The organism is Polynucleobacter sp. HIN6 (assembly GCF_030297575.1).
Lineage (GTDB): Bacteria > Pseudomonadota > Gammaproteobacteria > Burkholderiales > Burkholderiaceae > Polynucleobacter.
The window spans coordinates 1,318,631-1,334,747 of record NZ_AP028137.1; the positions used below are offsets into that span (position 1 = coordinate 1,318,631).

Below are 16,117 nucleotides of genomic sequence, written 5' to 3' on the forward strand. Positions count from 1 at the left end.
CGAAGGACGCCATAAGTACCGGTTACATCATTCCTTACTTCATCGCTACAGTATTACTCTTCTCAGCAGGCTTTGGTGCAACGCGCGGTGCAGGCGTGCCTGTTAAGAATGGGTAATCTTTGAGCATCGAAACTCCGTAGAGAGGCTTATAGGCTCCCTGATGACAGGTTGCGCAATTCGCTTTTGCCACATCCCCTTCGGGTCCCAATCGATGGGCCGGGAATACATTGGTAATCGGCACCATGTAGTTGTTATTAATGTCACGCGCCATCCGAATGCCATACCATGCGGTCATCCGCTGCGGTGGACTTTGCGACCACTCAGGCATTGCGCGGGTATTGTGGCAATACGCACAATTCACACCCAATGAGTTCGACATATGCACCATCAAGCCAAATACCTTTTCAGTATCCTGGATGCTGTTCTTATTGCCAGTGGGTAAAGCCGTTGGTCCATTCATGCGAATGTTTTCAGCTTTTAATAAGTAAGGGGTGAATGGGTCATAGGGCAAATCACTCCCGCCCACTGATTGTGAGGGGGTATTTTGGCCATTCTTGCCCGTTAAGAACCCACTGCCCTGAGGCTTAGCAGGATCGGTAAACCAAACGTTTTGTGGAATGTTGTTACCACGGTGGCAGGTATAGCAGGTTACCCCAGTGTCTGCCACATGGGATTTCCATTCGACGTTAATTCGTTGGGTCATCTGAATCATCTTGCGCGAGACAATTTTTGTGTAATTCGAGTCTTCAGCAAAATTTGCGACGTTGTGGCAGTAGGCGCAGCCTTGCTCAGGCGCAACCCAACTGGTCATTGCCACCATGAAGTTAGTGAACTGGGCAACACTTAGATTTCCTAAGACCTTGACGTTTTTGTAGACAGCGCCAGCTTTTGGACCATCCGCATCAGCAGGAATCGATACCGGTACCTGATTCTTTTCTGCCTGCGCCTCTAACGTACGTGGGTTGTACACCATTGCCATACCGGTGCCACGGAAGCCACTCTGCACCGAGTCCACTGGCGGGCGTTCACATGCCGTTAGAAATAATGTGGCTCCGGCCAGAGCAGCAATGCCCAATATGCGTTGAATTGAGTTCATGATTGCTCCTTATTTCGCAACAGGTGGAGGTGGCACAAATGTTGCTGCTGGGTCAACCGTGGGGATGCTATAGACATCAGGATATGCAGGTGCAACCCCATGCTTCACTGCCCACAAGTACCAGTTATCAACCACAGTACCCGTTAATAAAATTCCGATACCGCCGGTCAGTGGGACCAATACGGCAAACCACCAAGCCCAACGGTGGATGGACTCCATCGTGGCATTAAAGCCCATGGTCCATCTCCAAAATAGTCCGGCGCGCTCCGATGCAGTACCGCGATCCACAATTTGCTCAATCTCGCGCTCACCACCATAGCGACCAACCGCTAGGATGGTTGCGCCATGCATGGCAAATAACAGTGCTGATCCATACAGGAAGGCAATGGAGAGCATATGAAATGGGTTGTAAAACAAATTACCGTAACGCAAAGAGAATGCAGCGGTCCAATCCAAATGCGAGAAGATACCAAAGGGCACGCCTTCACTCCAGCTGCCCACTAATAGCGGTCTAAAGAAGCCTAAGACGAGGAACAACCAAATTGCTGACAAGAAAGCCCAAGCAATATGGGTACCCATGCCAAGTGCAACCGCACGTCGGTAGGTTCGCCACCACCATAACAGTACCGATGCAGTTAAGAATGCACCAGCCATCATCCACCAACCGCCTTCAGAGAGCGGCATGATGAAGTTCAGGCCATGCTTCGGCAAGGGCGGATCAAGCGATAACCAAAAGAGTTGGCGCACAAACTGGATGGGATCCCAGTTCACCGAGGCCAACATATTCCAGCCAATGATCTGAAAGCCGATCATGCCAAAGAATAAAGAGGCGATGCCAATGGTTCCCAAATAAATGGGGCCAATCTGCGCATTGCCTAGACGCCCAAATAAATGGACTAAAAAGGGTTTGCCAATCCGCTCGCGCTCATCCTTTCTGGGATTAAGTGGTGAGCCATGATGCGGTTCAGCAACCACCTGAACCTGGGTAAATAAATTTTGATAGTCCATATTCTTATCCCTCGATTCTTTTTATGACCAAATGGGGAGGTTTAACCACCAACCCCACCACTCTGGCCAACCACGAGTCCAAAATGGCCCACTAATAACAATGCAAACGGCACTCCAAAAGACCGCCGCCAATGCCAAGAACAAACCAAGTCGGTGGATTCCTAAGGTACCAACGGAGTAGCCAATCAAATCTCGAAAGAAGGTATCTTCGTGCTCGGGGGTTTTAACAAACTCGCCTTTTTGCGGATTCGTTGACGACAGCACTAATGCACCGTGCATAGCAAGTGCAAGGGTCGTCGTAAAGAATAAGGTGATCGCAATCATGTGCGCAGGGTTGTAGTGAAAGTGCAAGTATTGATAGCCGACGTTTGAGACCCAATCGAGGTGACTCAAGATACCGTAGGGGAATCCATGCCCCCAAGCGCCCATCAATACGGGACGAATCACAACCAGCGTGAAATACCCAAAGACCGCGACTGAGAAGGCGAATGGCACATGAAAGCCCATACCTAATTTGCGACAGATCTCGACTTCACGAAGTGCCCATGATCCAAATGCGCCTAGCGCACAAATCGTAATTAACTGCCACAGTCCTCCCTCCATCAGTGGAGCGGGTGCTAGGCCGTATTTCAAATCGGGCGGGGCGATATTAATCTGCCACAAGTTCCAAGTTGGTCCTTGCGATGCGCCCCACAAAATGAGTGCAGTGCCTAAAAAGGTAAAGAAGATCGTGGTGATACCAAAAAATCCGACATAAAAAGGGCCCACCCAAAAGTCGAATAAATCTCCGCCAACCAGGGTTCCCCCTCGTACTCGGTACTTTCGTTCAAAGCTGAGCATGGCCATTTTTTAGTCCTTCCTTTAATTGGTAGATAAGACTCGATATGTAGTCAAGTCCTATCCACCACGGTTTTCATGATGCTTACTACTTTGCTGCTGGTACTGCTGGTGGTTTAGCTGCTCCACTGTTACCAGTTTGTTTTACATACTCAGCCTGACTTAAACCATCAAGCCAATTAAAACGAACTGTGCTTAGCAGAATCAAATGAATCATTGCTGCCAAACCGAACAGGAAGATTCCTTGAATAGCCATAGCCCGTAATGGGTCATATAGTTTCCAAATTCTCCACATGGTATTTCTCCTAAGTTAAATACGACATAAAGCTATAAACCGCAGACCTTACGCCGTCGATCATTGACTTCTCTTCCGATCCTGGTAACCAGGATCTCCACTGACCCGGTAAGAACACAGTAAAGAGCGCGAGTACAAAACACACCACAAAACACAAGACAAAAATCGTCTTGAACGTGATTGAATCGTTCTTAGCGATCTCCTGTACCGAGTGGTTTAAATGGATATCTTTCATATCGTTACCTTTACGTTGTTACTTCCGATTTCAGTAGAACCAAGGACGCCAAGCCCACACCAAAATGTGAGCAATGACCGCTATTGCAGTAAACCCGACCAAACCTTGGACATAAAACTGGTGAAATTCTTTCGCCTCGTCGTCGGTAAGACCAGAAATAGAGCCTCTGTGATCACTCATTCGAGATCCCTCCTTCAAAATTAGCCTTTCGGCTAGCACCGCGCAAAGCCCGCGCGACAAGGGCATATGGCATGGAACTGCCACATTGGGGATGGAGCAAAGTAGTCAGATTCATACTTTCTCCGATATGGGGTTGGGTGTTTTCTCTTGCACAATCTCAGGACAAGACAGGCGCACGCGCTCTGCAGTGACTCGCGCTTCACCTGAGGATTCGGTATCGCGCTCGACGCGATCACGTAATTGCTTGGCTGCCGAGATTTGCACTAAGACCGGTTGTTTCTGAACATAATTAGCAACCATGGTTTGTGCGTCGCTATCCCACAAGAAGGCATTCGCTGCTTGACCACGTGCCAAGGTGGAGTCGACCTTATCCATTTCAGTACCTAAGGGCAAGATATGGAACAGTGCATCAAAGAGCCCATTGCAAAACTCTTGGATTAAATAGGTTGCGCCGGCGTATCCCATGAATGGCGTGCCAGTATGGCGCCGAATAATTGCGCCAGGAAATGATGCAGGGATATACATACCCTTACCACCCGCTTCGGCTAGATACATTCTCTCGTTGTAACTACCAAATAGTACGAGAGGCGCTTTTTCTTTTACCAATTTACGAATTTCTTCGCTATCGGTTTTCTGACCAGGCTTACGTGAAATGGCAAAGCTGCATGGCAGCCCCATCTCCTCGCTCAAGAAATGAGAGATCCCGCGCGTGTAGGTCTCGTTTGCAACAATCGCAAAATTTGCGGTCCCAAAAAAGTCCTGCGTCACCGAGCGCCACAGATCCCAAATTGGCTTAATCGTGGTGTGCTTCTCACGCTCAATAAATGGCTCGGGATCAAGATCAAGCAACTCACCTAGTTTGCGCAAGAACTTGGTCGTACTATGAAGACCAATCGGTGCCTGTAAATAAGGGCGATCAAGGGCTTCGCAGAGCATGCGCCCAAACTCGCGGTACATGCAAATATTGACATCGGCTTCGACTAAACGCGACACATCGGCTAAGTGACTACCGAGTGGAAACACCATATTGATCTCGGCGCCAATTCCTTGGACTAAGCGACGGATCTCAGCCAAGTCGCTCGGCATATTAAACGTGCCATAAGCGGGACCAATAATATTGACGCGTGGCTTCTCCCCTTCTTTGCGGGGTTTGCGTGCCGGCACATTCTTAATGCCATACTCTGACCATAACCAATACATTGCGCGATTAGCGCACTGCCACTGGTCTTCATCAATCGTACGCGGTAAGAAGCGGGCAATGGCTGTACCTTCAGGTGTAACGCCCCCACCAATCATCTCGGCGATTGATCCGGTCACAACCACGGCAGGTAAATCAGGATCTAAGGTGGCATGAGCACGTTTCATCGAACCTTCGGTTCCTTCACGACCTAATTGTTCTTCAGCCAATCCGGTGACTACGATGGGTAACTCATGCGGCGGTAAGGCATCGGTGTAATGCAAGACCGAGGTAACGGGTAAGTTCTCACATCCTACTGGCCCATCAATAACCACCTGCAATCCCTTGATGGCCGTGAACACATATACGGCTCCCCAGTAGCCGCCAGCGCGATCGTGATCAATGACGTACATCAGATCATCTCCTCGGCTTTGCGCTTCTTGATCGCTTTTTCTAACTTGCGACGGGTCTCGGCTTTGAACTCAGGACGATCTTTGGGAACGCTTTCCCAAACACCGGCATTGTGACTTGCACCTACTTCACCAAAGAAGGCTTTCATCTCATCAAAGCGTGCTTGATTTCCAATCGCGGCATTAATTACTTGCGCTAGCGATCCAGCGCCTGCAGGCCCCATTAAAGGACGTGCTGAAATGAGGTTCGTGAAATACAGACTAGGAATCGATGCTTGCTTCGCAGCTTGTACGACCGGTGTTGTCCCAATGGCTAAATCAGGCTGATACTCAGCCATCGCGGCTAAATCCTGCTCAAGCGAGGCACGGAACTGCACTTGCACACCTTTTGCTTCTAACCATTCCCGATCCGCATCACTCCAGACTGTGCGGGGACAGGCAGATCCAACATACCGAACATCTGCACCACTCTCAATGAGTAAGCGTGCGACTAGAAGTTCAGAGCCTTCGTAACCACTTAAGGTAATACGACCTTTAATCGGGGTTGCGCCAAGCACTGCTTTAATCGCTGGCAAGATTTTGTGTTTAGCGGCATTAATTCGGTCTTGCGGTGTATTGGTTACTTTGCCAATCGCTTCTAACCATGCAGCAGTTCCCTCGTAACCAACCGGCGCAGATCCAACGATGGGTCGACCTGCGGCTTCAAACTCCCGAATACTGGCTGTATAAAACGGATGAATCGCTGCGACTGCTTTGCAATCGAGCGCTTGATACAACTCACGCCATTCACGCGTTGGTACTGTAGCGCCTACCGCAAGATCCATCGGCTCCAACATGGCGCCAATCACTGCGGGATCGGCTGGGAACATCTCTCCTAAAAGCGTGATGGTCGGTTTGGTTTGCACGCCAGTACGCGGCGCTTGCACGGGACCAGCCATGATTTCATGGCGGGCGTATTGCAACATGGCACCGGCTAGTACATCTTTTGCCTCAGCATGGGTTGGCACACCAAAGCCTGGCACATCAATACCAATAATACGTACCCCATTAATTTCTTTAGGCAGCAACTGCAGCGGTACGCCACTTGCAGTGGGGACACATAAATTAATAATGACAATCGCATCGTACTTGCTGGGGTCGGCCTGTTCGTGCACCGAGTCCCGAATATCTTCAAAGAGTTTTCCAGTGACCAGGGTCTCGGAATTAAATGGCACATAACCCACGCTACGACGCGCACCATAGAAATGCGAGGTAAACGTTAAGCCATACACACAGCAGGCAGAGCCCGACAAAATGGTAGCGGTGCGACGCATGCGCAATCCAACCCGCAATGATCCAAAGGCTGGGCACATACTTTGTGGTTGATCGTGCGGCCCTTTGGGATAGTCCTGTGCATAGCGTTGCAATACCTCCGCTTTGCCCGCAGACTTTGCTGCATCCATCATTTGCTTTTCACCCGCATGACATCCCACGCCATCCCCTTGGGATGGATCGTTGACCAACTGCTCTGGCACGATAGGAATGATGGGTTTACTCATGAACTTAAACTTTGTCGTACACCACTTCAAGGGTTTTCTTGACGACCGCGTCTTTGCCCATCATGTCAACTTCGGTAGCGGGCTCAAGTACGTAGTCACGGCCAGTAATGTCTGATGAGAAGAGCCCTAAGAGATCGTCTTGGCTGAGCGGCTTGGGTCGTACCGGCGGTGCATCGGCAACATTGGTCGCCAACTCTTCAAACAGCGGTCCCCACTGCGTACCAGGACGGCCGATGATTTCATAGCTAGCACTCTTACGCCGAATATCCTCATGCGCAGGAATCGCTGCCAAGACCGGAATGCCTACTTTTTCTGCGAAGGCTTGGGCTTCACCGGTGTTGTCATCCTTATTGATCACCATGCCTGCGACACCGACATTACCGCCCAGCTTACGGAAATACTCTACGGCGGAGCAGACATTGTTGGCAACGTAGAGGGATTGCAAATCATTGCTACCCACCACGATCACTTTTTGACACATATCGCGTGCAATCGGCAATCCAAAACCACCGCACACCACATCGCCTAAGAAATCTAAGAGAACGTAATCAAATCCCCAATCATGAAAACCCAACTTCTCCAAGGTTTCAAAACCGTGAATGATGCCGCGACCACCGCAACCGCGCCCTACTTCAGGGCCACCGAGTTCCATCGCAAATACGCCATCGCGTTTAAAGCACACATCGCCAATCGATACAGAATCACCCGATAACTTTTTCTTCGAGGAGGTTTCAATGATCGTTGGGCAGGCTTTGCCTCCAAACAATAAGGAGGTCGTATCACTCTTCGGATCGCAACCAATCAGCAGTACTTTCTTACCTTGCTGTGCCATCATGTAAGAAAGATTGGCGAGGGTAAAACTTTTACCAATTCCGCCCTTGCCGTAAATGGCGATGATTTGGGTTTCTTTGGTCACCGGTCCTTTGTGGACTGGGTCTGGTTCCATGTCAGCCTCTTTTTTGAGATTGACAAATTGCACCGTTGCTTCGGCTGGCACACCTTCTAATTTTGCGGTTGCTGGACTCATTGCAAGGTTCTCCAATCAAGGACCATCTTTAAACAATCTTTATCGCTAAACGCTTGGCGATAGGCTTTATCCGCATGCGCAGGTGATGCATGATGCGTAATTAATCCATCTAGTGAGAGTCGACCCGACTCGGCTAAATGTTTCACGGCTAATAAATCCTTAGGCTGCCATTGCGCTGCTACTCGAATGCGGGCTTCGCGCATAAATGCTTGTGGGAATGAGAAGGTCATGGGTGCGTCATAAAAGCCAGCCAGGACAATTTCACCGCCGGGTGCCAGACACAAAATCAAGGTATCCAGTAATGAAGCGTCGCCACTCACATCCACAATCGTTTTGTAATACCGTTTTTGGTCTGCCTTTGGATCAATCACTTCATAACCAATTGCTCCGGTGCGACGATCAGCATCGGTTTCCCAAACCACTGGGCTTTTTCCAGCAAGTACGGCAATGCGTGCAATCAGGCGGCCCAAAACACCATGGCCAATAATCAGATCGGGCTGTTGACTGCCTTCAGCCGATGTGACGTGATGCGCAGTTGCTGCCAATGCAAACAAAACGGCTTCTGCGCCTAATTTGTTGTCCACGCCAATCACCCGACTGGCCGGTACCACTACGCGTGATGCTGCGCCACCGAAGAGACCTTTCACATCACCGAAGCAACGCGCCCCAGGTACGAATACACGCTGACCGGGCTGATACCCTGACCGAATCCCTGCTTGATAAATTTTGCCGACGGACTCATAACCCGGAACGAGTGGATAACCCATACCCGGGAAGTGGGGCATGCGCCCACTCCATAGAAGTTTTTCAGTGCCTGTACTAATACCGCTCCATTCAATATCAACCACAACATCCGTCTCGGTGACGGGTGATAACTTCAGCTCACTCAAGACAACGCTCTCGGGCTTCTCGAGCACGATGGCCTTTGCTTGATAGATTGTGTTCATAGTGTCATTTCTTATTTACATATTTTATGTGTAAATATTTATTTACATGACTCATTCTTCACCACTTTAGGGATAATTCATCTAGGGGTTTCTACTAATGACCCCTAGTATTTACAAGGCTTTTTGGGCAAAAATTGGCTTTTAAACTCTAAGCCACTGAAATCATTGGCTTTTTACAATGCAAGATCTGTGCATTCAAGGGGATAGCGGATGGCAATAGGCGAACAGCCTCAAAGCCGGCCTCGATCAGCATTTGGGTAATTTCCGCTTGGGAACGCGGTCTACCCCGACCCATTGCGAGCAAATAGAAGCCAAAGTAGGCATCCCCCATCGCTTCTTGCCCCGGGGTATTAGCCATTGGTTCTGCCAGAATCAAGCTCGCTCCTGGCTCTAAGGCATTGAAAACATTACGTAATAAGATTTTGACCCGGGAGTCATCATGATCAAAAATGACTCGAATCAGGGTGGCTACGTCGGCGCCCTTGGGCAATTCACCATCAAAGAAATTCCCCCCAATCGCTTGGATACGGTTTGATAGATCCGTTTTAGCAATCTGAGTGGTGGCCAACTCAGCCACACCAGGAAGATCAAAAATCGTGCACCGCAACTGCGGATAAAGTTTTGCAAGTTGAGTCGCAAACGCGCCCTGCCCACCACCAATGTCGAGTAATTGGCGGTGCTTAGCAAACGAGTAGGCATCGATTACCTCGGCGGTGACTAAAGGTTGAGTGTGCGCCATGAGCTTTGAATAGTTCGCAACGCGCTCGGCCGATAGCGATTCTGGTTTGGGGCCCTCTGCATGATCAATGTAGGGCCAATACTCGGCCATCGCCGCTTTCCCAGAAATATCACCACGCAAGAGTGCTAACGGATCTTGCAGATCACGATAGAAATCGCCGTGATGAATGATCATATCGACGAGTGCACGATTACCAACTAAAGGCGCTCCTAGCATGCCAAGTGCATAGTGCTCGTTGTCGCGTTTTGTTAAAAGACGAATGGCAACTGCTGCGTCGAGTAAACGATTGAGGCCTGCGGGCGGTAACGCAATGCGCTCTTGCAATTGTGCTTTAGACAAAGAGCCGTTTGCGAGCAACTCAAACAAATTGACTTTGACACAAGCCAATAAGATTTGGGAGTACACAAAGCCCGCCATCACATCAAAGAGTGCGGAGGCCTGACGCCGCACGACCCAGCGTGTCAATGGAAAGCGCGCAGCCCAGCGCTGAAATCGGGGTGAGGCAATGACACTATTACGCCAATCGGCGAAGGTGTCTTTCAATGAGCGGTGATGGGTTTGCGTGTCTTCGGACACACGCTCAGACAGTGGCATGGTGATGCAGCGGTCGACTCGTATTGATAAACCATGCTTCCGGAATCAAGCGTTCTGCCTCTTTTGCGACCAGAGTGCGTAGCATCTTCTCGCCTTTACACGACGGTATCGAATGAATTGCTTTGTAGACCAACTCATCAAAATGCTGAACCGCGCCCACCAATCCAAGATCTCGCGCAGAGCTTGGTCGATCATGAGCTAAATCTTGACCTTGTGGTTTACCCATCGTCGCTTGATCAGCCAATACATCGCGAATGTCATCAGCCACTTGATAGGCTTCACCCAACCACTCACCGAGTGGTTTCCAAGTATCGGCATCCGCTCCTGCGGCTTGTGCGCCCGCTGCGGTTGCCGCCTCAAAGAGTGAACCGGTTTTTTCTTTTTGGTATTGCGATAGTTGGACTTTGGATTCGCACTCCCACGCTTGACCCGACACAATACCGTGCGGCGCACCGACAGATGCGGCAATCGTTTTTAGAAGTGGTGCTAAGCGCAGTGGTGAGCGCATGCTGCACGAAGCCATGTATTGAAAGGCCAACACAATGAGTGCATCACCCGCAAGCACGGCAATGCGCTCACCAAATGCGGCGTGTACTGAGGGTTGGCCACGGCGCACCATGGCATTATCAAAACAGGGCAAATCATCGTGTACCAGGGATGCACAATGCAATAGCTCAATCGCGCCCGCAGCGGCAATCGATAAATCCGGATCGTCATCGCCGCAGGCGGCAGCGACCGCTAAACACAGTTGCGGCCGAATGCGCGCACCCCCCGGGAACACGGCATGATGCAATGCCCTTTGTAAATTTTGTGGGGCTGTCTTAGACTCTGCGATGGCAAGCGCTTGATGCAAGCCCTTTTCAATGCGTTCTTGCATCGCTTGACTGGGGCTGATTTTTGAGCTCATGGCCGGCTTTCAGAGTTAATCGGGTCGCAATACGGGTAAAAAAGTGTAAATATTTTTTTACACTTATCATGATGATGAATATAGACAGCTAATGCAAGAGGGTCAATCAATCATATCTAGGGAAAACCCTAATGAGTTCCATTAATCGCATTCCCTACGACTGGCCAAACCGCCAAATTAGCCGCTCCGTCACCGTGGGCGACCTCACCTGGCACGTCCAAATCTCAGGCAAAGGGCCGGTAATTTTGTTACTGCATGGCACCGGTTCCTCCACACACTCTTGGGGCGAGCTCACGCCTTTACTCAATCAAGAGGCGCAAGTTCTTAGCGTCGATCTACCAGGGCACGCCTTTACTCTGGGGGCTTCAGTCGATTCTTTACGACTCGAACAGATTGCAAGTAATTTGATTGCATTGATTGGCGAACTCAAAATGGCATGGCCAACCATCGTCGTTGGTCATTCTGCTGGCGCTCCCCTAGCACTCGCCTTTGCTAATCTGGCACCCACCAAACCACAAGTGATTATTGGTCTAAATCCCTCACTAATTCCGCCGCCGCCGAGCTACACCCAATTTTTTGGACCCATGTTGGGGCCAGTCACTAAATCAGCAACGCTGGCATCGATTCTGGCAAAGCTTGCACCACTCTCAGGTATGACCGATCGATTACTAGATTCCACCAATACCAATTTGCCAGAAACGAATCGCAATTACTATCGGCGCCTCTTTCAATCACCCGAGCATGTGCGCGGTGCCATGAACTTTATGGCCTCGGCCAACATTGATCAAGTACTCAAAGCCGGCTCAAACCTTTCAAGCAAGTTAATTTGGGTGATTGGTGAGAGTGATCAATGGGTCCCAGAAATGGGCTTGAAGAAAATCATCAGCCAGTACTTTCCTAAATCCACCGTGATCTATTGGCCAGGTGGTCACATCATGCACGAAGTGGAAACTGCCAAGACCGCTGATCTAATCTTAAGTGAGCTACGCGCCCTGAAGAAGTAATTGGCTCTAGGTATGCAAAACACCTAAGACTGCTTGCGAGAGTTCGTACGCGCGTGCATGCGGTAAGGGCAAATAGTACGAACCAATCAGTCGGGCAATATGCCCCCCCTCCTCGCGCGCTTGCGGCGAGGTATCAATCCATAAACTGCGTACCTTGATCTGCGATGCTAGCTTTGCGGATTGCTCAGCATCAACTTGCGCTTGGGTGCGACCTGGTGTGCCGTCGCGTGCAATATTGGCGCGACCATCGGTTAAGAACACCAAGGTGGGGGTCATGCCTTTTTTAAGTGATCCCTTCGCCAGTGCAAAAGCTGTATCAATCGCAAGGGCTAGCGGTGTGCCGCCCCCACCAGGCAGTGACGCTAATGAGCGCTTCGCTCTAACCAGGGAACGGGTTGGGCTTAACAACAGTTCTGCTTCGCTTCCCCGAAAACCAATGAGTGCTACCTGATCGCGTCGCACATAGCACTCTGCAAGCAGTAACTCCACTGCACCTTTTGCTTCGGCTAAACGATTGATCGCCGCAGAGCCCGAGGCATCGACCACAAAAGTGGTGAGTGTTTGATTACGCTGTCGATAGCGTTTGATGCGCAGATCATCCTTACGAATGAGGATTTTTGGCTGAGACGGATTCTGACTACTCTTAAGTTGGGCTTGACGAATCCGCTGCCAGGGTACTGCAGCGCGCAGAGTATCCATCAAACTCAATCGTTGATTACCAGAGGGCATACCGGGCTTTGAGCCCATTGGTCGACCACGCAGATTACTCAATTGACTCGCGCCTGCCTTACCAGCTGAGTGATTTTTTTGGCGTACCAACGCGAGTTGAGTGAGTCGATCAAGCAGCTCGCGAGGGATCGCTGCCTGTGCGGCTTCTAATACTTGATCTTCAAGAACTGTCTCTTGATTCTGAGATGAAGTCTCCTCTGAATTAGCTTCCTCGTTTTCTTCGGGGTCTGGTTCAGGATTGGACTCATCCTCAGCCTGAGTCTCGTCGGCCATATTAGGTATTTGGGTTGCTTTCGGTAGCAGTACCAGGGTCACCGCGCGCTCAAGATGTTCTTGACTGGGCTCACTCTCATGCCATTCGAGATCCATCGCGGCCAAGTACCTCGCAGCTCTTGCTGCAAATTGCACCGCGCGCAAGGAAACAATGCCTAACTGCGCCGCAATTCCGACGAGCGCGGCGTATTGTTCATCACTGAGGGTGATTTGCTCTACCCGCCCTTGAATCGATATGCGATCGAGATCAATGAACTCTGCATCGAGTTTGGCATCTGGTAAGTCATGCCATGCGATCGAGTCCAAATCAATATAAAACGCGCAGCGCTCGATCAATTTTGGATTCACACTCTCGTCTTCTTCAATACTTTCATCAAGAGCGATCACTCCCATCGCGCAGGCAATGCGTTCTCCATGACCATCACGCTCAACCTGAATGGCGCCATGATCGAGGGCGGCTGCAATACGGGCCACTGTGCCTGCTTCCACTCGCTCAGCCATTGGCAAAATCACGAGGCTTTGATCACAATGACTTAAGAGCCCCGGTCGAAAGATTGGCTTCCCCGAGATGATGGTGGCTTCAATATCCAAACCACCTAGTAAGTTCTCATCTGAGATACCGCTGGGGATCTTCCGTAATGGTGTTGCTAAACCATGATGGCGTGCAAGCTGTTCAAGGGTTTGTAACCAGCGCTCGCGCACAGGTCCGGAGCGCGCATGCACAATCACCCCACCAAATTCATGGGGTGCGAGAGTCATTAACTGCGCAACGTGCAGGCAAGTTAACCAGTAAGGGTTCATGCCTTAAGCAAATAACTCATCAAGTGCCCGTTGCACACGCGTTGCCGAACTGGATTCGTCGAGAGGGTTGCGACGCAAGCGATGTTGTAGGGCAGGCACTGCAATGCGCTTAAGATGATCGCGCGTGACTTTATTTTTCCCATCGAGGGCAGCGACTGCGCGTGAAGCGCGCAACAGCGTGAGTTCGCCGCGCAGGCCATCGGTACCAAGATGCGCGCACAGCGTACTGGCATCGTGTAGCAATTTGTCATCAACCTTAACGCTGGCTAGTTTCTTGCGCGCATTGGCCATCATCTCCCGAATCTTCGCGTCTTCTTTATCCCAGATCTTCATGAAGGCCTCGGGGTTACGCTCAAAGGCATCACGTCGTTTAATGATCTCGACACGGCTGGGCATATCGCTTGGGGTTTTCACCTCCACGGCTAGGCCAAAACGATCTAAGAGTTGGGGGCGCAACTCGCCCTCTTCAGGGTTGCCACTACCTACCAATACAAATCGGGCAGGATGGCGCACACTCAAACCCTCGCGCTCAACCACATTCTGCCCCGAAGCAGCGACATCAATGAGTAGATCAACCAAGTGGTCGTCCAACAGATTAACCTCATCGATGTACAAAAATCCGCGATTGGCTTTCGCTAACAAGCCGGGCTCAAAGGCTTTCTCACCAAGTGTTAAAGCTTTCTCGATATCCAACGCACCCAGTACACGATCCTCAGTCGCGCCCAAGGGAAGATCAACCACTGGAACGGGGCGCAGCTCCGTTTTGGGTTTGGTTTTTGCTCCCGAACTGCAAATAGCACATAGGCCTGCCATCGCTTTGGGATCGCATCCATACGCGCAGTCTTTCACAACGGTCATGGTGGGTAAGAGTGCTGCGAGACCTCGAACCGCAGTTGACTTCCCGGTGCCGCGATCTCCCATCACCAGTACACCGCCAATACTAGGCTCCAATGCAGCTACCAAAATAGCAAGCTTCATATCCTCTTGGCCCACAATGGCTGAGAAGGGGTAGTTACGGGTCATGCAAGCGCTCCTTGAATAAACTTTATTGGTTTGTCGCCAAATTAAGGTTAAATATAAGGCATCTAACGGGCAATGAGCCCAATTGAGGAAAAACGATGAGCGATAAGACCCCAAAGAGCATTAAAAGCGTTGAAGAGCGCATCGAGTCTTGGTTTATTCCAACTGGCAATCTGTTTGTTTCCTTATTTCATCGAATTGCCCTCTTTGCAATTGGCGCGGCCACCGTATGGGCCGCTGGGATGAGCTTTCTGGAAATGATGCATAAGCCCTATGCCTCAGTTCAAGATTTACTCCTTCTATTTATTTACCTTGAAATTGGTGCAATGGTCGGGATTTACTTTAAGACCAATCACATGCCCGTGCGCTTCTTGATTTACATTGCCATTACTGCCGTCACGCGGCTGATCATCGATCTGGTTGGCACCAAGCATGAGGCGGACATGGGCATCTTGCTAATGGGCCTCACCATTTTCGTCTTAGCACTCGCCAATGCATTAGTGCGTTATGCCTCCAATAAATTTCCCAGTAAAACTGATCATCCGGGTGGTGATTAAACGTGAGTCCTGCAGAACAACAAACCCGGATTGATTTAGCAGCCTGTTACCGTTTGTGTGCATTTGAGGGCTGGGATGATTTGATCTATACCCACATCTCAGCAACGGTTCCCAATGAACCTAATCACTATCTCATCAATCCGTTTGGCTATCAGTTTGATGAAATCACCGCATCGAATTTGGTAAAGGTCAATACCCAAGGTGAGATTGTGGATCCCAACTCACCCTACCGCGTTAATCCAACCGGCTTTGCGATTCATGGGGCAGTGCATCGCGCCCGCCCCGATGCGAACTGCGTGATGCATTTACATAACACCGCTGGGATTGCGGTATCCGCTCAGGAGAACGGTTTATTACCACTCTCGCAGCATGCCATGCGCTTTATGGGACATCTGGGATACCACGATTACGAAGGTGTTGCTCTCACCGAATCCGAAGGAAAGCGCCTTACTGAATCCCTTGGTAAACACCCTGCCATGCTATTGCGGAACCACGGCACACTCACCGTAGGTCGTACCATCGGCGAAGCCTATGTGGTGATGGCCACTCTGATTAAAGCGTGTGAGATTCAGATTGCTGCACTCTCGAGTCCACAATTGCATCTGCCCAAGCAAAGTGTGATCCAGAAAGCCGCCGATGAGTTACATGATGGCGGCGCCGAAGAAGGAATACTAGAGTGGCCCGCCCTACTTCGAATGCTCGATCGCTTTGATGAGAGCTATAAAGATTAATTAACTAAATCA

At 50.3% G+C, this 16,117-nt stretch carries 17 protein-coding genes; 3 read left to right on the plus strand and 14 right to left on the minus strand.

Annotated elements, in window-relative coordinates; genetic code table 11:
• Positions 1 to 34: 34 nt before the first annotated feature.
• From pufC to QUE66_RS06810, 12 genes are all read right to left on the minus strand, one after another.
• Positions 35 to 1,096 (minus strand): photosynthetic reaction center cytochrome PufC, encoded by a 1,062-nt coding sequence (gene pufC / locus QUE66_RS06755; protein WP_286223300.1) that lies wholly within the window; start codon positions 1,094 to 1,096, stop codon positions 35 to 37.
• Positions 1,097 to 1,105: 9 nt separating this feature from the next.
• A complete protein-coding gene (pufM, locus tag QUE66_RS06760; RefSeq protein ID WP_286223301.1) occupies positions 1,106 to 2,104 on the minus strand; it encodes a photosynthetic reaction center subunit M in 999 nt (332 codons plus the stop codon).
• 21 nt (positions 2,105 to 2,125) lie between these two features.
• Complete coding sequence (pufL, locus tag QUE66_RS06765) at positions 2,126 to 2,950, minus strand: photosynthetic reaction center subunit L (protein ID WP_286223302.1); 825 nt, start codon at positions 2,948 to 2,950, stop codon at positions 2,126 to 2,128.
• 79 nt (positions 2,951 to 3,029) lie between these two features.
• Positions 3,030 to 3,236 carry a light-harvesting antenna LH1, alpha subunit gene (gene pufA / locus QUE66_RS06770; protein ID WP_108508839.1) on the minus strand — a complete coding sequence of 69 codons (207 nt, stop codon included), beginning with the start codon at positions 3,234 to 3,236 and terminating at the stop codon, positions 3,030 to 3,032.
• A 10-nt stretch (positions 3,237 to 3,246) separates the two neighbouring features.
• Positions 3,247 to 3,471 carry a hypothetical protein gene (locus QUE66_RS06775; RefSeq protein ID WP_199908496.1) on the minus strand — a complete coding sequence of 75 codons (225 nt, stop codon included), beginning with the start codon at positions 3,469 to 3,471 and terminating at the stop codon, positions 3,247 to 3,249.
• A 30-nt stretch (positions 3,472 to 3,501) separates the two neighbouring features.
• Positions 3,502 to 3,651 (minus strand): light-harvesting antenna LH1, beta subunit, encoded by a 150-nt coding sequence (pufB, locus tag QUE66_RS06780; RefSeq protein ID WP_108508840.1) that lies wholly within the window; start codon positions 3,649 to 3,651, stop codon positions 3,502 to 3,504.
• Positions 3,652 to 3,762: 111 nt separating this feature from the next.
• Positions 3,763 to 5,241 (minus strand): chlorophyllide a reductase subunit Z, encoded by a 1,479-nt coding sequence (gene bchZ / locus QUE66_RS06785; RefSeq protein ID WP_286223303.1) that lies wholly within the window; start codon positions 5,239 to 5,241, stop codon positions 3,763 to 3,765.
• Positions 5,241 to 6,776, minus strand: a complete 1,536-nt coding sequence (gene bchY, locus QUE66_RS06790) for a chlorophyllide a reductase subunit Y (protein WP_286223304.1) — start codon at positions 6,774 to 6,776, stop codon at positions 5,241 to 5,243. The genes bchZ and bchY overlap by 1 nt, the downstream gene beginning before the upstream one ends.
• 4 nt (positions 6,777 to 6,780) lie before the next feature.
• Positions 6,781 to 7,803, minus strand: coding sequence for a chlorophyllide a reductase iron protein subunit X (locus QUE66_RS06795; protein ID WP_286223305.1), 1,023 nt, complete (start codon positions 7,801 to 7,803; stop codon positions 6,781 to 6,783).
• The gene (gene bchC / locus QUE66_RS06800; protein ID WP_286223306.1) at positions 7,800 to 8,750 is read right to left on the minus strand and encodes a chlorophyll synthesis pathway protein BchC; all 951 of its coding nucleotides are present in this window, start codon (positions 8,748 to 8,750) and stop codon (positions 7,800 to 7,802) included. The genes QUE66_RS06795 and bchC overlap by 4 nt, the downstream gene beginning before the upstream one ends.
• Before the next feature lie 148 nt (positions 8,751 to 8,898).
• Positions 8,899 to 10,083, minus strand: coding sequence for a methyltransferase (locus QUE66_RS06805; protein WP_286223307.1), 1,185 nt, complete (start codon positions 10,081 to 10,083; stop codon positions 8,899 to 8,901).
• A complete protein-coding gene (locus QUE66_RS06810) occupies positions 10,070 to 10,990 on the minus strand; it encodes a polyprenyl synthetase family protein (protein ID WP_286223308.1) in 921 nt (306 codons plus the stop codon). Before QUE66_RS06810 ends, QUE66_RS06805 begins: the two co-directional genes overlap by 14 nt.
• A gap of 131 nt (positions 10,991 to 11,121) precedes the next feature.
• On the opposite strand from QUE66_RS06810, the gene bchO reads away from it, so the two are divergent.
• Complete coding sequence (gene bchO / locus QUE66_RS06815; RefSeq protein ID WP_286223309.1) at positions 11,122 to 11,994, plus strand: alpha/beta fold hydrolase BchO; 873 nt, start codon at positions 11,122 to 11,124, stop codon at positions 11,992 to 11,994.
• 6 nt (positions 11,995 to 12,000) lie between these two features.
• Here bchO and QUE66_RS06820 read toward each other — a convergent pair whose 3' ends face one another.
• Both QUE66_RS06820 and bchI read right to left on the minus strand, forming a co-directional pair.
• The gene (locus QUE66_RS06820; protein WP_286223310.1) at positions 12,001 to 13,797 is read right to left on the minus strand and encodes a magnesium chelatase subunit D; all 1,797 of its coding nucleotides are present in this window, start codon (positions 13,795 to 13,797) and stop codon (positions 12,001 to 12,003) included.
• A 3-nt stretch (positions 13,798 to 13,800) separates the two neighbouring features.
• On the minus strand, positions 13,801 to 14,820 hold the full coding sequence (gene bchI / locus QUE66_RS06825) for a magnesium chelatase ATPase subunit I (protein WP_286223311.1): 1,020 nt from the start codon (positions 14,818 to 14,820) through the stop codon (positions 13,801 to 13,803).
• A gap of 95 nt (positions 14,821 to 14,915) precedes the next feature.
• Here bchI and QUE66_RS06830 point away from each other — a divergent pair, with 95 nt between their 5' ends.
• Both QUE66_RS06830 and QUE66_RS06835 read left to right on the plus strand, forming a co-directional pair.
• Positions 14,916 to 15,374: a phosphate-starvation-inducible protein PsiE gene (locus QUE66_RS06830; RefSeq protein WP_286223312.1), complete on the plus strand. Its 459-nt coding sequence runs from the start codon at positions 14,916 to 14,918 to the stop codon at positions 15,372 to 15,374.
• Positions 15,375 to 15,376: 2 nt separating this feature from the next.
• Positions 15,377 to 16,105: a class II aldolase/adducin family protein gene (locus QUE66_RS06835; protein WP_286223313.1), complete on the plus strand. Its 729-nt coding sequence runs from the start codon at positions 15,377 to 15,379 to the stop codon at positions 16,103 to 16,105.
• Positions 16,106 to 16,117 lie beyond the last annotated feature (12 nt).